The following is a 17,342-nucleotide window of genomic DNA, read 5'->3' as shown; positions in this document are numbered from 1 at the left end:
CACCGGGTTCAAAATTAATTACTGAATGATTACTAGAATTTATCGTTTAGCTCATCCAAGTAAGGTTGAACCAGGGACATTTTACTGTTCACCCATTCTTTCCAGTTTGCCTCCAGATCTCCGTTTTTGAGGATCAGGTTGGCATATTCGTTCTGGTAGTCGAATGAAGCCTGACTCTTAGCTTTGGAATCGTACAGGTTGACATCCCAATCGTATGTTGCAAGTGATTTGCCTTCTGTACCGAGTTTTGCTTTTTCTTCGAACAATTTCACGGCTCTATCACGGTAATCCTTTTTAATTGCAGGGTTTACAACACTGAAGTCGTCACCCAGCAGGTAGAGACCTTCGAAACGTGCTGGATATTTATCTTCCAATACGGTTCCTTCTGGCAACAAGCTAACCAGTTCTTGGTTCTCATCATATTTCCAATCGGTTCCTTCAAAGCCCATGTTAATAAGCAGCTGTCCTTCTTTTGTTGCGGAGTAATCGATCAGATCCATGATCCGTTCGAATTTCTCATCACTGATGTCCGGATTGAAGATCAATGCAGACCAGAAGTTGGCTTGCTCCATGTTACGATATTTCCCGTCATCGCCCACAACGATTGCTGTGTGTACCAATTCATCACTATCTACACCCAGATTTTTTCTCATATCAGAATCCAGGCCTTGTCTGTACGAAGCGAGTCCGCCCAGACTTGTTACAGCAGCTGTACCGGTTACTTTGAAGTTGTTTTGACCTTCATTGTTTTTCCATGTGTAGAACTCAGGATTGAGCAGTCCATCTTTATAAGCTTTTTGCATCAATTTAAGTCCTGTCAGCGTTTCAGGATCTGCTGGTCCCCAGTGGAACTGGCCATCTTCACCTTTGTAGAAGGGAGAGTCAGTCATGGCATGCACACTGTTTGGCATAATCATGTTTGTCATGGCATCTGCCGCATTGTAGGACAGAGGTACAAGTTTGTTACCCACTTTGCCTGGATCTTTTTCTTTCACTAGCGCAGCATATTCATTCAATTCGGTTGTTGTATAAGCATCTTTCAGTTCAAAACCAACTGCTTCAGCCCAGTCTTTACGAAGCGCAATGACACCAATTTGGTTCGTCAGTGGGTCAGCCGGTTTGTTCTCGAAATAGATTGGTCTAGGCAGGACATATGTTCCACCAGTCAATTCTTCCAACTTGTCTCCAAGACCCGTCAAATTGTAAGCTGCTGCCACGTTAGGCCAGCGTTCTTTCCAGTCATCCGGGAATTTGTAGAACAAACCTTGTTCAATGCTGTTAATGGCATCGCCATGTACGTAGTTCCATACCGCTACATCCGGCAAGTCGCCAGAGTTGATCCACAGACGAAGCTTCTCGCCCCATGAATCCCAATCAATATAGTTGTAGTCCCAAGTTACATTGAATTTGTCTGTCCAGAACTTGTGGAAGTCATTATCCAGGTTACCGTTTTTGATTTCTGTCAGGTTAGCTACAGAGATGGTCAGGTTGTCTTTGTAATTTCCCTCTGCATCTTTTTCGTTACCACCTGAAGCTCCTTGACTGGAACAAGCGGTCACCATCAGCATAACTACACTAAGCGTGATGGCAAAGAGAGCTCGTACTGACAACTTTTTGTTCGTTTTCATGTTTTACCCCCATGTTTTTAGTAGAATTTTATTGCAAAATCCTATACGTATAATCAGGTCTTGATTGCCCCTGTTAATACCCCTTTGGCAAAGTGTTTTTGCAGCATTGGGAAGAAACACATAATTGGTACCATGGTGACAAATACGGCCGCCATCTTCATGCCCATTGAGAAGTTGCTTGCCTGGGCAGCATCCACACTGGATGCATTGGATGCATTCGTCGTAGATGTCACGATAATATTTCGGAGTACATTCTGGAGCGGTAACTGATCCGCTTTTCGAAGGAATATCATCGCATCATACCAACTGTTCCAGTAAGCCACACCGTAGAACAACGTGATTGTAGCCATAATTGGTGTAGCCAGCGGAAGAACAACAGAGAACAGAATTCTCCACTCTCCTGCACCATCCAGTCTCGCTGATTCCATCAACGATTCAGGCAAGGTGTAGAAGTAGTTCATCATCAGAATCATGTTAAAAGCACTGAAGCTTCCCGCCAGGATAACAGACCACAGCGTACCTGTAAGATGAAGAGATTTCATGATCAGATACAACGGTACGATACCACCATTAAAGATCATGGTGAACAGTACTAGGAAAAAGAGGAATTTCTTAAACGGAAATTTGTTACGACTAAGGCCATATGCCATGCTTGTTGTCAGGAACAAGCTGAGTGGCAAGCCGATGACTAGCAAAATAATTGTATTTTTGTACCCCGACAGAATCGTTCCATCAGCGAACAATGCCTTATAGGAATCCAATGTCCATTCTTTAGGGAACATCAAAAATGGATTGTCAGCATATTCTTTTTGTGTTGCAAACGAGATCATGATGACATTCCAGAACGGAATCAGGATCATCAGGGCAAGCACTAGTAATACAGCAAAAATAATGTAATCGAGAAGTGTCATTTTTTCTGTACCAATTCTCGGTTTTTTGTTAGCTTTCTTGCTCATCTCATTTTTCCTCCTCTCTTATCGGAACAAACCGTCTCCGCCAAGCCACTTGGCAAATCTGTCAGCAAGAAGCAGCAAGGCCATATTCACCAGGGAACGGAACAAGCTGACCGCTGTCGAGAATGAGAAATCGGTAGATGACTGGAACGTAATCCGATAGATATATACATCGAGTACTTCCGATACATTTTTGGTAGCGGCATTTGCCAAGTTGAAGATCTGGTCAAACCCGGAAGACATCAATCCACCAACCGAGAGAATAAACATGATTGTGATGGTTGGAAGGATGTTCGGTAAAGTAATTTTGAACATCTGTTGCATACGGGAAGCCCCGTCAATCTGTGCTGATTCATACTGATCCTGGTCAATACCGGAAATGGCAGCCAAGAATATAATTGCGCCCCATCCACTTGATTTCCAAATATCAGTTAACAGCAACATCGGTACAAAGTTGGATTCGGATCCCAGGAAGTTAATCGTTGGCAACCCGAGTAATCCGAGCGCGCTGTTTACCAGTCCGTCATATGCCAGCACATTGATGACTACACCGGATACGATGATCCAGGACAGGAAGTGCGGGAACGTAAGAACGGTTTGGAACAATTTTTTCCCTCTACGCATCCGCAATTCATTCAGCAACAACGCTAGAATGATCGGGAACGGGAACTGAATAATCAGTTTCAGAATATTGATGTACAGCGTACGCCATACGGCATCAATAAAGGTTGGATCACGGAAAACATATTTGAAGTTCTCGAATCCGCTCCATGGACTTCCCCAGATGCCCAGGTTGGCCTTGTAATCTTTGAATGCCAGAGACAGGCCGCCCATCGGCATGTAGGCAAACAAGATTAGCCAGACAAGCCCCGGAATAAGCAGGGTGTATGTCATTCGGTGCTTCCAGATTTCAGTCCAGAGCGAATTGCCCTTCACGTTTCCCTTCAGCTTTTTGCTAGGTCCTTCGGCTGCAGGTTTCACATTGCATCTCCTCACTCTACTGTGGTCTTGTCGTTGTACAGAAAATCAAACATCGTTCTCAGGTGGTGCTCCCAAAATCTCCATTCATGAGCCCCCGGCGTCTCCACATACCGAAAATCAAAGGCCGTCCCCTGCATGTATTTCGCATAATCGCGATTCATCTCCACGAAGGGGTCACTGTCGCCGCAGCAACTGAGGATATCCGGTAAAGGTAAACCCTGTTCCAGCAGCTTGGCCGACAGTTTGTAAATATCCTGATCGGCTTTTACCTGTAACCGTTCTCCAAAAACCGCTTTCATTTCCTTGATCATGGTCGCTGGCATATGGGGATCATGAAGCCGTGTCTGGATATCCGTAACGCCGGATAAAGACACTACTTTGCGATATCGCTCTGGATAAGTTAGCCCACATTTCAGTGCACCATATCCACCCATCGATAAACCGGCAATGTACGTTTTCTCCGGATCAGGATTCAGATTGAGTAGACGCTTGCATACTTCAGGTAACTCCTGAGTGATGTAGTGGAAGTAATTCAGGCCGTATTCCATATCGGTGTAATAGCTTCGATTCGCTTCTGGCATAATGACGGTACAGCCGTATTGGGCTGCATACATCTCAATTGTGGTTAATCGCTGCCAGGTACTCGCATTATCGCCTGCCCCGTGCAACAGATATAGGGTACCGCCTGAAGTCTCTCCGGAGTCACTGGACACAACATGTATGCTCGTATTCATGCATAAGGTTGGCGATCCAGTTTCGATCGTTATATGTGCCATAATGTAACCCCTCTCATCATCGCCTGCTGTCTTTACTCATTCATTTTTCTGGCGTTGGATTGCAGGCTGTTGTAGATTCCCTTGTATTACGATGGGTTATCGAAACGATTTTCTCGAATCGTTTCAAAACATAGCCAACGTTGATTCACATGGACTTCATTACAACACTTTTTATGTGGAAGCGATTTCTTCGAATCGTTTCGAATAAATCATAAGCCCGATGAGTAAATCCTGTCAATAACCTTTTTACAAATTTCGCGTTATTTTCTCGAAAACATGCTATTTTAAGTCTGAATTTGCGCCCAAAGACACTATTATTGCGAAAAAATGAAATTTTAGTCAGTGCTATTACAACTTTAATTGACACCAAACCAGGTTTATACTAACATGGGTTCTGATTTTGCAATCGAATTACGGAAACGTTTCACCAACCGATTTTACTCAGGTTTCACCTGATATTAGGGAGGTTAATATGTCTGAGAAACTCGAAGGCTTCATCCAAGCAATTACCGAGCAACAATTGAATGTTTTCTCCATTCGCATATTACAAAAAGGGCATCTGCTTACCCATTGGGACCGGGATACGGACCAGCGCCGGGTACAACATTCCATCAGCAAATCCTTCACCTGTATGGCCGTTGGACTTGTGCTTGAAGAAGGTCTGATACATCTGGATGCCACACTTGATGATTATTTCACCTATAATCATGTACCCCCTGCACAGCACAATCTCCCCTCTCCGCGGGAACTGAAGTTACGTGATCTTCTCCGAATGTCTTCAGGCCATGACTCGCCGCCTCTTTGGGCGGATGAACGTGCTTCATTGACCGAGAAGGATTGGGCGAAACATTACATGTCTCTGCCTCTGGACCGGATGCCTGGAGAACAATTTACATACAGCAGTGGCGATACGTTTATGATCTCGGCCATGCTGCAGGCTGCTACCGGCCAAACCGTGAAAGATTACCTGACTCCACGGTTATTTGAGCCGCTTGGCATTCATGATGTAGAGTGGGAAACCTCTCCACTGGGGGTAACACTCGGCTGTGCTGGTCTTTGGATAAGCAATGAGGAACTAAGTCGATTTGGACAATTACTGCTTCAGGAGGGGCTCTGGGAAGGCATACAGCTTGTACCTGCGGATTGGATTAGACAGGCTACATCCCAGCAGATCGAAACGACTGGAGACGGTGATTGGGGAAAAGGTTACGGATATCAGTTCTGGATGTGTTCCCATGATGCTTACCGGGCCGATGGCGCCTATGGTCAGCTGTGCATCATCCTTCCCTCAAGGGAAGCTGTCATATGTATTAACAGTGAGGAAGAAAATATGCAAGGCATCCTGAATGCCGTATGGGATAAGGTTTTACCTATATGCATCCAACGTTAGTTTACGTATTTTCCTTTTATTCATTTGGAACCGTACCATCGGCTGGATAATAAAAAAACAAAAAAACGCCACGGGGTCAATGGACCCCATGACGTTATTTCTTACCCGTGCTGTGGAAGCTGAGTCATTTCATCTAAACATTGTGCGCATATGTAACGCTCTTTGAACTCGTTGACTTCCTCGATGGATCCGCAGAAAATACATTTTGGACGATATCTCTCCAAGATAATATGGTCCCCTTGTACTAAGATCTCTACAGGATCTCCCTCATTCATTTGATACCTTTTACGCAAAGATTTAGGCAATACGATCCTACCTAATTGGTCAACTTTGCGAACTACTCCAGCTGGCTTCATAGCTACGGCACACCTCTCCTATCTTACTCTAAATTTCTAGGTACATTTGTACTATGTTTATAGATTCGCCAACATTTTGTCGAATCCTGCTGGAAATAAACATTTTTTGTCCTTTTTTTTGAAAAATGTTTTTTTACCGAATTCTAGCCGTCATTAATAACCTGAATTTAACCCTCTAACCCCGGAAAATTAAGCTGACGCAATGCTTCATACACAATAATTGCTGCCGAATTGGACAGATTTAATGATCTAACGTCACCAGTCATTGGCATTTTCATACATGTGTCGGGATTCGCAGCAATTAATTCAGGCGGCAGGCCTTTAGTCTCTTTACCAAAGACAAGGAAATCCCCATCTTGAAATTTAAAATCACTATATCGATTCTTGGCCTTCGTAGTTGCGTAGAAGAAACGACCTTCCGAATACTTTTCCTGAACCTCTTCGAATGAGTCGTGGTATTCGATATGAACGGCATGCCAATAATCCAGCCCTGCCCGTTTCAATGTAGCATCATCTGTTCGAAATCCAAGTGGACGCACGAGATGCAGATGGGTGCCGGTTGCCGCACAAGTACGCGAAATATTTCCTGTGTTCGCCGGAATTTCTGGTTCAACCAGAACGATGTGTAAAGCCATATGTGTTCAATCTCCTTTTCATTTCATGTTGACGACAACCCTCTAATCTTAAAGAAAAGCCCTCCACACGTCAATGTGGAAGGCTCTGGTAAGGCACAGGAATCAACACGAAGGTCCATGTCACAGTACCTATACTAATTATCCATTTGTCTTCTGAAAGTGGCTCATGAAGTCTGTCAGCGCCTTAACACTCTCATAAGGAGCAGCATTGTAAATGGAGGCACGGAGACCACCCACACTGCGATGTCCTTTCAGACCTACGAATCCTTCTTCCTCAGATGCTTTGATGAACTTTTTCTCCAGTTCCTCGGAAGCAAGACGGAAGGTTACATTCATGAGAGAACGATCTTCTGCTTCCACACAACCACGGTAGAAATCACCGGAAGAATCAATCGTGTTATAGAGTAATTCCGCTTTTTTCGTATTTTTTTGCTCAATACCAGCCAGTCCGCCCTGTTCTTCAATCCATTTCAATACTTCATTCACCATATATACCGAGAAGGAAGGTGGCGTATTGTATAGGGAGTTGTTGTCTACATGCGTGCTGTAACGAAGCATGGTTGGAATCGTTTTAGGCGATTCGCTCACCAGTTCCTCACGAGCAATCACAACCGTAATTCCGGATGGACCCAGGTTCTTCTGTGCACCTGCGTAGATCATGCCGAATTGATTGAGATCGAATGGTTTACAGAAAATATCACTCGACATGTCCGCAATCAGAGGCACTGAACCGGTATCCGGGAATGACTTGAATTGCGTACCTTCAATCGTTTCGTTGGAAGTCAAATGCACATAAGCCGTACGTTCAGGCAGACTCAGATTCGAAACATCCGGCAATTTCATGAACTTCTCTGCTTCGGAAGATGCAGCAACATGTGTCTCGCCGATCAGCTTCGCCTCAGACAGAGCCTTCTTGGCCCAGCTGCCAGTCATTACGTAACTTGCTGTCTGTCCTGCTCCGAGCAGGTTCATGGGCAGCATCGCGAACTGAGTGCTTGCACCGCCCTGCAGAAAGAGAACCTTGTATCCTTTTGGATTGCCTAGAAGCGACAACAAGCGCTCCTGAGCTTCATTATGTACAGACTCGTACACCGCTCCACGGTGAGACATCTCCATAATCGACATGCCTGTATTACGAAAATCTACAAATTCCGCCTGTGCACGTTCCAGTACCTCAAGTGGTAACGCCGCAGGCCCTGCATTAAAGTTATACGCTCTTTTTGTCACAAAATCCCCCGCCCTTTCCATCCGAAACTCTGACATACTAACAGCATTTTGCACAATTCGATTAGAATCGCTCACGGGTATAAGAGTTAGACAGGAAGAAGCATCCTGATCCAACCAACGTATAGACGAATTGAATCATTTCGATCTATATCTTACTTATTGGAAGTCGCTCTATGGATTTGTGCAAAATGCACTCAAAGTAAATATTATCGCTATGATATCAGTATTCTCTATCTGCTTCAAGGGCAATATGCACTGAAGTGTTGAATTCAGGCCATCAAATTCCTTTATCACCCTGCAAAGTTAAAGCACTACATTGTTTAATTCAAGGAAAAGCCTCCGAGAGCGTGTCCCGGAGGCTTTAAGTTGGAACAAGATCTGTTCCGATCCCGACTGATTAGCAGTCGAAGTAGAGGCTGTACTCGTGCGGATGAATGCGGATCGCTACTGCTTTCGCTTCATCACGTTTGAGGTTGATGTAGTTTTCAATGAATTCTTTCGTGAATACGCCGCCTTCAGTCAAGAACTCGTTATCAGCTGCCAATGCATCAAGCGCTTCTTCGAGGGAAGCTGGCACACTGCGGATGTTTTCTTTATCTGCATCAGACAGGTCATAGATGTTTTTATCGAGTGGACCATATCCAAGCTCAGTTGGGTTGATTTTACGTTTGATTCCATCCAGACCAGCCATCAGCATTGCGGAGAATGCCAAGTATGGGTTAGCTGTGGAGTCAGGTGTACGGAACTCGATACGACAACCTTTAGGTGTAACAGCTGCAACCGGGATACGAACTGCTGCGGAACGGTTACCTTTGGAGTAAACCAAGTTTACTGGTGCTTCATAACCAGGTACGAGACGTTTGAACGAGTTCGTACTAGGGTTAGTCAAAGCGATCAGTGCCGGAGCATGGTACAGGATACCTCCGATGTAGTGCAAAGCCATTTCACTCAGGTTAGCATATCCCGCTTTGTCATAGAACAATGGGGAATCGCCATCGAAGATGGATTGGTGAACGTGCATTCCGCTACCATTATCACCGAACAATGGTTTTGGCATGAATGTTGCTACTTTACCATATTGACGTGCAGTGTTGTGCACGATGTATTTGTATGCAAGCAGGTTATCTGCTGTTTTCTTCAGTGTATCAAAACGGAAGTTGATTTCGGCTTGACCCGCTGTCGCCACTTCATGGTGATGACGCTCGATCGACAGGCCTGCTTCTTCCAAAAGACGACACATTTCGCTACGAATATCTTGTTGTGTATCCACTGGCGCTACTGGAACATATCCACCTTTAGTGCGAACTTTGAAGCCCAGGTTTCCGCCTTCTTCTTTGCGGTTCGTGTTCCATGAAGCTTCTTCGGAATCTACGAAGTAGGAAGAGCTGTTCGTGCCGCTCTCATAACGTACATCGTCGAAGATGAAGAACTCGGATTCAGGTGCGAAGAATGCTGCTGTACCTACACCGCTCTCTTGCAAATAAGCTTCTGCTTTAACAGCGATGCTGCGTGGGTCACGCTCATAACGCTCGCCATCCGGAGTGAAGATATCACACATAACATTCAATGTAGGGTGTGCAGTGAACGGATCGACATAAGTCGCTTCAGGATCTGGCATCATAACCATATCGGACTCTTCAATTCCGCGGAAACCTTGGATAGAAGAACCGTCAAAAGCTACTCCATTTACGAACGTGTCTGCATCAACAGCCGAAGCTGGCAACGAGATGTGATGTGCACGACCAGCTAAATCTACAAAACGAAAATCTACCCACTCGATGTTGTTCTCTTGAATTGATTTCAATACGTTTTCAACCGACATGTATTCGTCCTCCCAAATATTCCGAACATTAAACAACCCCACTAAGAAAATGTCTAAATTCGAATTTTTTTCTGTCGTCATTATAAATTTTAAAACATGACATCGTCAATACTTATGTAAGGTATTTTTTGAAGGGATGTTAGATATACTCACACTTTATAAATAACATAAATTCATATAACAACTATTTTTATATACATTTAACTGGTTTAATGCGGTAAAGCGACCCCTATTTTAACCTAAATCATGGAAAAAACTTCACATCATAAATGTTTCTTATCACTATTGATTAATAAATACGTTCAAAACTGCAAAATATGCAAAAAACCGAGCATCTATCTGATTCCGTTGCAATGAACGAGACCAGAGGAGATGCCCGGATGATGATCCAGACCTTGACTATGAAATTCTTATTACACGCCTACACGTGCCGGGAAAAATTCTGCCGGTTGTTTGGCTGTACTGAATGATTTACCCACGATTGGTGCCAATTTCTCCAGATCCTGCAGCAGGTTGGCGAATTGGTCAGGGAACAAGGACTGCACACCATCTCCTGTCATGGAGTTATCCGGATCAGTATGCATCTCAATGATCAGGCCATTGGCACCCGCAGCAACAGAAGCTTTCGTCATCGGTTCCACCAGTTCACGGCGCCCAGTACCATGGCTCGGGTCTGAAATAACTGGCAAATGGCTCAGAGACTGCAGAACAGGGATCGCAGACAGATCAAGCGTATTCCGTGTGTAGGATTCAAACGTACGAATACCGCGCTCACACAGCATGACATTCGGGTTACCACCCGCAAGAATGTATTCAGCCGCATTCAACAATTCATCGTATGTCGCACTGAAGCCACGTTTCAACAATACCGGTTTGCCACACTCGCCCAATTTGCGGAGCAGGTCAAAGTTCTGCATGTTACGTGTACCTACTTGCAGAATATCTGCGTACTCGGCGCAAATATCCACATACTCGGGTGTCATAACTTCTGTAATGGTCAGCAGGTCATGTTTTTTGCCTGCTTCCGCCATCATGATCAACCCCTCTACACCTGTTCCCTGGAAGCTGTAAGGACCTGTACGCGGCTTAAATGCACCTCCACGCAGCACTTGCCCACCAGCAGCTTTCACAAGCCCGGCTATCTCATCAATCTGCGCAGCGGATTCAACCGCACATGGTCCACCCATGACAACAAGTTCTTTCCCGCCGATATCTACACCTTTGATGGAGATCACTGTATCTTCCGGGTGGAAGTCACGGCTTGCCAATTTGTAGGACTTCGAGATTTTCACGACATTCTCGACACCTTTCATTTGGCGAAGATGCTCCTGCATTTTAGGTTCAACTTTGCCAATCAAACCAATGATAGTGCGATCCTCTCCGCGAGAGATGTGTACCTGAAGCCCTTCTTTTTCAATAACTGCAACGATATCCTGAATCTGTTCCTCCGGAGTAGCCTTGCCTGCAATAACGATCATATTAATTCCCATCCTTCCTTGTATGAGAGCACAATAATTTCTTAACGTGCGTCTGATTAAAACATTAAAAACTCTGTCGCGCTTAAACGCTTGTTCGCTTTTAAGCTTTTATCCGTTAAAGTAAATATACCATAGTTCTCCTATTGCGTCAAGGTACACATTCCTTATCCATATACAAAAAGAACCCTGCTCCGCAGGCTCCGAATTCGGTTCTGCGTAACAGGGTTCTTCTCAATTCATTTATAACTTTTGATCTTCACTTACATGCCCTTGCCCTACGGGGTACGTGTTTTTTCTCTAACTGGTGGCAGCAGCTTGCTCATGTTCACGGTACGCTTAATTTCCCACGTCTCCGGCTTATCATGTTCATACTGCTCCAGATAAAGGATGACTTCCTTCGTAATCGGTGTTGGTGTTGAAGCACCCGAAGTAACTGCCACCTTATTTACACCTTTCAGCCATTCTTGCTGAATCTCTGCCACATCGGATACACGATAGGCCGTAACCCCCGCGATTTCCTCCGACACTTGTGCCAGACGGTTAGAGTTATTGCTGCGAGGATCACCTACAACAATGACCAGATCAGACTGCCCCGCCTGTTCAGCGACAGCTTCCTGACGCACTTGAGTCGCCAGGCAGATTTCATTATGAATCTCTGCACCCGGAAACTTCTCCAGCAGACGACTCATAATATGCTTGATATCCCATTGGCTCATTGTTGTCTGATTCGTGATCAGAATTTTGCCTGAAGGTACGTTCAGTCCATCAATCTCTTCTTCCTTTTCGATCAGATGAACAAGACCTGGTGCAACACCTACAGCACCTTCTGGTTCAGGATGGTTCTTTTTGCCGATATAGATGATCTGATAACCTTCTGCCGTCTTCTCCCGAATAAGATCATGGGTCTTGGTTACATCAGGGCATGTTGCATCCACTGTCGTCAACCCTTTGTCCCGTGCCAGCTTGCGCACTTCTGGAGAAACACCATGAGCTGTGAAAATAATCGTGCCACTCTCCACTTGGCTCAAAATATCCATCCGGTTCGGACCATCCAATGTAATAATACCTTCATCTTCAAAGGAATCCGTCACATGTTGGTTATGCACAATCATACCCAATATATAAATAGGCCGTGGTAAATCCAGATTGCGTGCCGCTTGACGTGCGAGCACCATCGCATCCACAACGCCGTAACAATATCCCCGCGGCGAAATTCGCAGTACTTCCACTTGGTTGCCACCCGCTTTCTTTCTCGGCAACGTTGCCGATGTAATTGCAGTCCTGTCTATTATACCTTTATTCGATAGGCGGAGCAAAGACAACCGGCAACCAGATAATAAAGGTGGTTCCTTCTCCACGTCTGGTCACAACCTCAACCGATCCATGGTGTTCCTCAATGATCCACTTGGCAATCGAAAGTCCCAGACCTATGCCGGGTGTAGCCCCGCGGGATTCATCTGCCCGATAGAAGCGATCAAAGATGAACGGCACTTCGTCCCGATCCATCCCAATACCGGTGTCGCTGATGCGTAGTCCTACCTGACCTTTGTACAATACAGCATCCAGGGTCACCGAGCCTTCCGGTGTGTATTTAAACGCATTTTCAATGAAAATAAACAGCATCTGCTGCAGATAATCCTTGCTGCCGTTCACATAGATACCATTGAGTATTGACAGATCACCCGGACGCCAGTCCGCATGATGATCCAGAAATTGCGATCTACGCGCCACTTCCTGTACCAAGATCTGTAGAGGAATCGGATTGAGTTCAATTTTCTGGCCTGTATCCGCTCTCGCCAATGACAGCATGTCACTAATCAATCTGCTCATGCGCTTGCCTTCATCGGCCATGTCCTCCAACGCCTCGACGGACATCTGTCTTACCGTTTCTTCATCCAGATTCGGTCGGTCGGTTCCCTCCTGATCCCACAGCTTCTTCAGGAAGTCCACGTTCCCGCGAATGGTCGTCAGCGGCGTACGCAGCTCATGCGATGCATCGGATACAAAGCGGCGCTGGGCAGCATTCGTTTCTTCCAATCCACGGAAAGACAGTTCTGTGCGCTCAAGCATGTTATTCACCGTTTCGATCAAACGCCCAATCTCATCCTTCGGTCCTGCATATTGAATTCGCACACTCAAGTCATCCCCGGATTGAATCTGGTTTGCAGCATCAATGACATTCACAAGTGGACGCATCGACTTCCGAGCCAGTACGAGACCTGAGGTAATAGCCAAAGCCATCGCCACCAGCCAGCCAAATACCAAAATATTAAGCAAAGCCTCTAATAAGCGCTCCTGTGAACTTACGTTAGCTCCTACTTGAAGTATTCCACGTACCTCATTGGTTCCTTGAAGAGAAAGGGGAAGCTGATTCACCAGAAATGGCGTTCCATCCACATAGATTTTGGATATGCCACGCTTTTCAAGAATTTCATTGGATTTCAAGACCGGAAACTGAATTTCCAGTTTCTTCATGTTGCCAGAGATTATGCCTGAACGACTCTGATAATCCCAGAGTTGAATGTAAATCTGTGCCTCCTGAAGCTGGCTCTCTGTAAATGGGTCCAGATCCAATGACTGCGAAAGAGGATTTACACCAATTTGATCCGTAATCCGGGCACTTTTCACTTTCAATTGCTGTTCGACTTCCTGATAGGAGTTAAAGTATACAAAGGCATAGATTACAACGCCCCAAAAGATAAGCACGGCCGCCAAAATGCCAGAATACCATGCGGTTAGTCTTAACCGAATGGACATGTCAGGAGTCACCTCTCAGAATATAACCGGCTCCCCGGATGGTCTGGATTAGACGTTTGCCACCATACTCTTCAGTCTTCTGTCTGAGCATGGCAATGTACACTTCAAGCACGTTGGACTCACCGCTGTAATCATAACCCCAGATTTTATCCATAATCAGATCGCGTGACAGTACCCGTCTTGGATTTTGCATAAACAAATTCAACAGTTCGAATTCCTTGGCAGTCAGTTCCAGGCGTTGCCCATCTCGCACCACTTCACGTGAGTCATTGTCCAGAATAATATCTTCATACATCAGACGATTGTCCGGTGTACCCGCGATATCTGACTTGCGGCGCAGCAATGCACGGACACGTGCCAATAATTCTTCCAACGCAAACGGCTTCACGAGATAGTCATCGGCCCCTGTGTCCAGTCCGGTCACCCGGCTCTGTACTTCATCCTTGGCCGTAAGCATCAGCACTGGCACTTTGCTGCCTGCTTCCCTCAATCTGCGACATACCTCAAATCCGTCAATCTGCGGCATCATCACATCCAGCACAACGATGTCTGGTTCTTTGTCCATCAGTTTGCTGAGACCTTCAGCTCCATTGGAAGCGGTCTGTACCTCATATCCTTCAAAAGCCAGCCCGCGGCGGAGCATGGACACAATTTTTTCGTCATCATCCACAATCAAAATAGTTGAGCGCATGGTCTTTCTCCTTTATCCTAACGTTTTATCCCATTGTAACAGGCAGAAGCACAATCTGCATCTTCAAGTAAAAGTCTCCATCCAAGCGTACTTCATTGTTATCCCGTTAGTTCAGGGCAAAAAAACGGAAGGGCCTTCAAACCCTTCCGTTCTGCCAATCCTTAACCCAATATTATGGTTGCTGCTGTTGTGTATCCGTAGTTTGTGAAGTATCAAAATCATTTTTGTTACCGATTTTGATTTTCAGATCCATTTTCTTACCGTCACGAACCACGTTCAATGTCACTTCACTGCCGATTTCCTGTTTCTTGATAAAATCAATCAGATCCTGACTTGTCGCGTATGGCGTACCGTTGGCACCTGTGATGATGTCATATGCACGAAGATCTGCTTGGTAAGCCGGTGATTGGAAGATCGTGCTGGCTACGACAGAACCTTCGGTCACATCTGTTCCCATTTGTTTAGCGACTTCAGGTGTGAGAGCCATCAGAGATGCACCGATAAATGGTACTGGCTCTTTGGGAACTTCTTTGTTCTCTTTAAGATATTTAACCGCTTCAGAGATGACGCTTGATGGGATCGCAAAACCGATTCCTTGTGCATCTGCGCTGACTGCAACGTTCATCCCGATAACTTCTCCGTTCAGGTTAAGCAACGGACCACCGGAGTTACCCGGGTTAATGGAAGCATCCGTTTGCAGCAAGTGACTATATTCACGTGTTTTACCTGTTTCTTCATCCGGAATGCTGATTGTACGTTCTTTGGCACTCAATACACCTGCTGTAACGGTGTGTTCGAAACCTTCCGGGTTACCAATAGCTACAAGCCACTCACCGACTTGCGTACTGTTGGAATCGCCCAATGGAGCTACAGGGAACGCATCGTCACCACTGTTTTTCTCAATTTTCAATACGGCTAAATCCAGATCGAAGCTGCTTCCGAGCAGTTTCGCTTCATAAGGCTTGCTGTTGTTCTCCAGGGTTACCTGGATTACATCTGCACCCTGAACCACGTGTTGGTTCGTCAGGATATATCCTTCTTTGTCAAAAATAAATCCGGAGCCAATGCCTAGTGGAACCAGCTGATTACTGCTTTGCTGTTGTTGCTGCTGGCTCTGGCCTTGATTGCCTTCCGTTCCATTACCGAAGAAGTATTGGTATAACGGATCGCTTGTATTCGATCCACCCTGACCAGTGCCTGTGCGTGAGGACTGCTTCGCGAGTGTTTCGATTTTGACGACTGCTGGACTTGTACTCGTTACTACGGAAGAAACATCTTCTTTGCCTGTTGGCAGTAACGACGCTGTCACATTGTTGCCTCCGCCTGTGTTCGTGGACGCTTCCTGTCCCGAGCTTTCATTACCTGTGTTCGTAAGTGCAGTCTCCGGTGTGAACATGTTCGTTCTGTCAGCTGTGTACATGAGAACGGTAATGACCAGCATGCCGGCAATAAAGGAGAACAGAAGTGATCTTACGGATGAACGCGGCTTGCGGTTATTATAATTCCAGTTGCCTTTGCCGCCATTCCCTTGATCTCCACCGTTACCTGAGCCGTTTCCGCCTCCGGACGATCTTTTCGCTTGCTCGGATGGTTCACTGTTATAGTAAGTAGGTACGGGTCTCACCGGATCAGGTTTTGTAATCTCTACATTGCCTTCTTCACGCTGATTATTGCTTCCCATGTGATTTGCTGTATCTTCCTGATTCACGGACTGAAAAGGTCCATAAGAATAATAATAGGAGGATTCGTCCGTTCCGGAAGAATTCCGGTTCTCCGTTTGTTTGGTTTCGTTTTCCTCGTCTTGACGGTTCGATCTATAATTACGTTCGTCCATGCCTCTCTACCTCCCAATCTCTTATTCCCAAGAGATATTCTTTAACTGTCCTTATTTTGTACTTTAAACCTTAACCGTACCTTAAAAACAATTAAAAAGGAGATAAAAGCACGTAAGAATAGATTATTTTCCCCGTCATGACAGCATTTTACCCTTTCGTTTTCACCCAGCCCTGACGATGCGCATAGATAGCCAATTGTGTACGATCATCCATCTCGCATTTCATCAGCAGGTTGCTCACATGTGTTTTGACGGTTTTGATACTGATATGTAGTTCTTCTCCAATGTCTTTGTTGGTCTTTCCCTCTGCAATAAGCAACAGCACTTCCTTCTCCCGTTCAGTCAGACCTGATTCACTCTCTCTCGCTGTACGCTGCCTGATTCCCCGAGTTAAAGCCTGCGACACATCACCTGTCATCACAGGCATGCCTCTATAGGCTCCTTGAAGAGCATAGATCAGTTCTTCGGCAGAGACCGTCTTCAGCACATAACTGACCGCTCCGGCTTCAATCGCTTGAACAACAAGATCATCCTCCAGGAAACTCGTGAGCATCACAATCTTCATCCCCGGAAACTCAGTCATGATGGCTTGCGTCGCCTCAGCGCCATTCATTACAGGCATCATCAGATCCATCAGGATCAGGTCCGGCATTTCACTATCATTTAACTTACGCAACTGATCAAGCGCATCCTGTCCATGGCCCGCTTCTCCCATCACATGAAAAGTAGGCTCCAGCATCAGATACGTTTTCAACCCCATTCGCACCATATCATGGTCATCCACAATCATCACGTTTACTTTACCGCTCATTCC

Annotated in this window: 15 protein-coding genes; 1 reads left to right on the top strand and 14 read right to left on the bottom strand. The window is 45.6% G+C overall.

What is annotated here, in order from left to right:
• Nucleotides 1-32: 32 nt before the first annotated feature.
• Genes NYE45_RS08870 through NYE45_RS08855 form a run of 4 tightly spaced genes read right to left on the bottom strand, consistent with a single transcriptional unit; the run spans nt 33 to nt 4,338 of the window.
• The gene (locus NYE45_RS08870; RefSeq protein ID WP_340016409.1) at nt 33-1,628 is read right to left on the bottom strand and encodes an ABC transporter substrate-binding protein; all 1,596 of its coding nucleotides are present in this window, start codon (nt 1,626-1,628) and stop codon (nt 33-35) included.
• Between the two features lie 53 nt (nt 1,629-1,681).
• On the bottom strand, nt 1,682-2,584 hold the full coding sequence (locus NYE45_RS08865; protein ID WP_076209164.1) for a carbohydrate ABC transporter permease: 903 nt from the start codon (nt 2,582-2,584) through the stop codon (nt 1,682-1,684).
• An 18-nt stretch (nt 2,585-2,602) separates the two neighbouring features.
• Entirely contained in the window at nt 2,603-3,562 is a 960-nt protein-coding gene (locus NYE45_RS08860; RefSeq protein WP_017689585.1) for an ABC transporter permease subunit, read from the bottom strand.
• Between the two features lie 11 nt (nt 3,563-3,573).
• A complete protein-coding gene (locus NYE45_RS08855; RefSeq protein ID WP_340016408.1) occupies nt 3,574-4,338 on the bottom strand; it encodes an alpha/beta hydrolase family protein in 765 nt (254 codons plus the stop codon).
• A gap of 472 nt (nt 4,339-4,810) precedes the next feature.
• On the opposite strand from NYE45_RS08855, the gene NYE45_RS08850 reads away from it, so the two are divergent.
• Complete coding sequence (locus tag NYE45_RS08850) at nt 4,811-5,728, top strand: serine hydrolase (protein ID WP_340016407.1); 918 nt, start codon at nt 4,811-4,813, stop codon at nt 5,726-5,728.
• A 101-nt stretch (nt 5,729-5,829) separates the two neighbouring features.
• On the opposite strand, the gene NYE45_RS08845 is transcribed toward NYE45_RS08850, so the two are convergent.
• The 10 genes from NYE45_RS08845 to NYE45_RS08800 form a co-directional block, all read right to left on the bottom strand.
• The gene (locus tag NYE45_RS08845; protein WP_036610032.1) at nt 5,830-6,084 is read right to left on the bottom strand and encodes an AbrB/MazE/SpoVT family DNA-binding domain-containing protein; all 255 of its coding nucleotides are present in this window, start codon (nt 6,082-6,084) and stop codon (nt 5,830-5,832) included.
• 167 nt (nt 6,085-6,251) lie between these two features.
• Nucleotides 6,252-6,719 carry a tRNA (uridine(34)/cytosine(34)/5-carboxymethylaminomethyluridine(34)-2'-O)-methyltransferase TrmL gene (trmL, locus tag NYE45_RS08840; protein ID WP_062833482.1) on the bottom strand — a complete coding sequence of 156 codons (468 nt, stop codon included), beginning with the start codon at nt 6,717-6,719 and terminating at the stop codon, nt 6,252-6,254.
• 138 nt (nt 6,720-6,857) lie between these two features.
• Nucleotides 6,858-7,946, bottom strand: a complete 1,089-nt coding sequence (serC, locus tag NYE45_RS08835; RefSeq protein ID WP_145146736.1) for a 3-phosphoserine/phosphohydroxythreonine transaminase — start codon at nt 7,944-7,946, stop codon at nt 6,858-6,860.
• A gap of 397 nt (nt 7,947-8,343) precedes the next feature.
• Nucleotides 8,344-9,768: a type I glutamate--ammonia ligase gene (gene glnA / locus NYE45_RS08830; protein ID WP_062833480.1), complete on the bottom strand. Its 1,425-nt coding sequence runs from the start codon at nt 9,766-9,768 to the stop codon at nt 8,344-8,346.
• A gap of 413 nt (nt 9,769-10,181) precedes the next feature.
• On the bottom strand, nt 10,182-11,246 hold the full coding sequence (aroF, locus tag NYE45_RS08825) for a 3-deoxy-7-phosphoheptulonate synthase (protein WP_036610039.1): 1,065 nt from the start codon (nt 11,244-11,246) through the stop codon (nt 10,182-10,184).
• Between the two features lie 275 nt (nt 11,247-11,521).
• Entirely contained in the window at nt 11,522-12,475 is a 954-nt protein-coding gene (locus NYE45_RS08820) for a 4-hydroxy-3-methylbut-2-enyl diphosphate reductase (RefSeq protein ID WP_340017337.1), read from the bottom strand.
• A 67-nt stretch (nt 12,476-12,542) separates the two neighbouring features.
• Nucleotides 12,543-14,003 (bottom strand): HAMP domain-containing sensor histidine kinase, encoded by a 1,461-nt coding sequence (locus NYE45_RS08815; RefSeq protein ID WP_062833478.1) that lies wholly within the window; start codon nt 14,001-14,003, stop codon nt 12,543-12,545.
• A gap of 1 nt (nt 14,004) precedes the next feature.
• The gene (locus NYE45_RS08810; protein ID WP_062833477.1) at nt 14,005-14,694 is read right to left on the bottom strand and encodes a response regulator transcription factor; all 690 of its coding nucleotides are present in this window, start codon (nt 14,692-14,694) and stop codon (nt 14,005-14,007) included.
• Between the two features lie 172 nt (nt 14,695-14,866).
• Nucleotides 14,867-16,528, bottom strand: a complete 1,662-nt coding sequence (locus NYE45_RS08805) for a trypsin-like peptidase domain-containing protein (RefSeq protein ID WP_340016406.1) — start codon at nt 16,526-16,528, stop codon at nt 14,867-14,869.
• A gap of 148 nt (nt 16,529-16,676) precedes the next feature.
• Nucleotides 16,677-17,339 (bottom strand): response regulator transcription factor, encoded by a 663-nt coding sequence (locus NYE45_RS08800; protein WP_062833475.1) that lies wholly within the window; start codon nt 17,337-17,339, stop codon nt 16,677-16,679.
• Between the last annotated feature and the right edge of the window lie 3 nt (nt 17,340-17,342).

The sequence above is a fragment of the Paenibacillus sp. FSL K6-1318 genome, assembly GCF_037976905.1.
Classification (GTDB): domain Bacteria; phylum Bacillota; class Bacilli; order Paenibacillales; family Paenibacillaceae; genus Paenibacillus; species Paenibacillus amylolyticus_A.
This window is presented reverse-complemented; position numbering and strand designations above follow the sequence as displayed.

Coding starts and splice junctions, on each gene's coding strand:
- NYE45_RS08870 (WP_340016409.1), bottom strand. CDS start 1,628: ATGAAAACGAACAAAAAGTTGTCAGTACGAGCTCTCTTTGCCATCACG.
- NYE45_RS08865 (WP_076209164.1), bottom strand. CDS start 2,584: ATGAGCAAGAAAGCTAACAAAAAACCGAGAATTGGTACAGAAAAAATG.
- NYE45_RS08855 (WP_340016408.1), bottom strand. CDS start 4,338: ATGGCACATATAACGATCGAAACTGGATCGCCAACCTTATGCATGAAT.
- NYE45_RS08850 (WP_340016407.1), top strand. CDS start 4,811: ATGTCTGAGAAACTCGAAGGCTTCATCCAAGCAATTACCGAGCAACAA.
- NYE45_RS08845 (WP_036610032.1), bottom strand. CDS start 6,084: ATGAAGCCAGCTGGAGTAGTTCGCAAAGTTGACCAATTAGGTAGGATC.
- trmL (WP_062833482.1), bottom strand. CDS start 6,719: ATGGCTTTACACATCGTTCTGGTTGAACCAGAAATTCCGGCGAACACA.
- glnA (WP_062833480.1), bottom strand. CDS start 9,768: ATGTCGGTTGAAAACGTATTGAAATCAATTCAAGAGAACAACATCGAG.
- aroF (WP_036610039.1), bottom strand. CDS start 11,246: ATGATCGTTATTGCAGGCAAGGCTACTCCGGAGGAACAGATTCAGGAT.
- NYE45_RS08815 (WP_062833478.1), bottom strand. CDS start 14,003: ATGTCCATTCGGTTAAGACTAACCGCATGGTATTCTGGCATTTTGGCG.
- NYE45_RS08810 (WP_062833477.1), bottom strand. CDS start 14,694: ATGCGCTCAACTATTTTGATTGTGGATGATGACGAAAAAATTGTGTCC.
- NYE45_RS08805 (WP_340016406.1), bottom strand. CDS start 16,528: ATGGACGAACGTAATTATAGATCGAACCGTCAAGACGAGGAAAACGAA.
- NYE45_RS08800 (WP_062833475.1), bottom strand. CDS start 17,339: ATGAGCGGTAAAGTAAACGTGATGATTGTGGATGACCATGATATGGTG.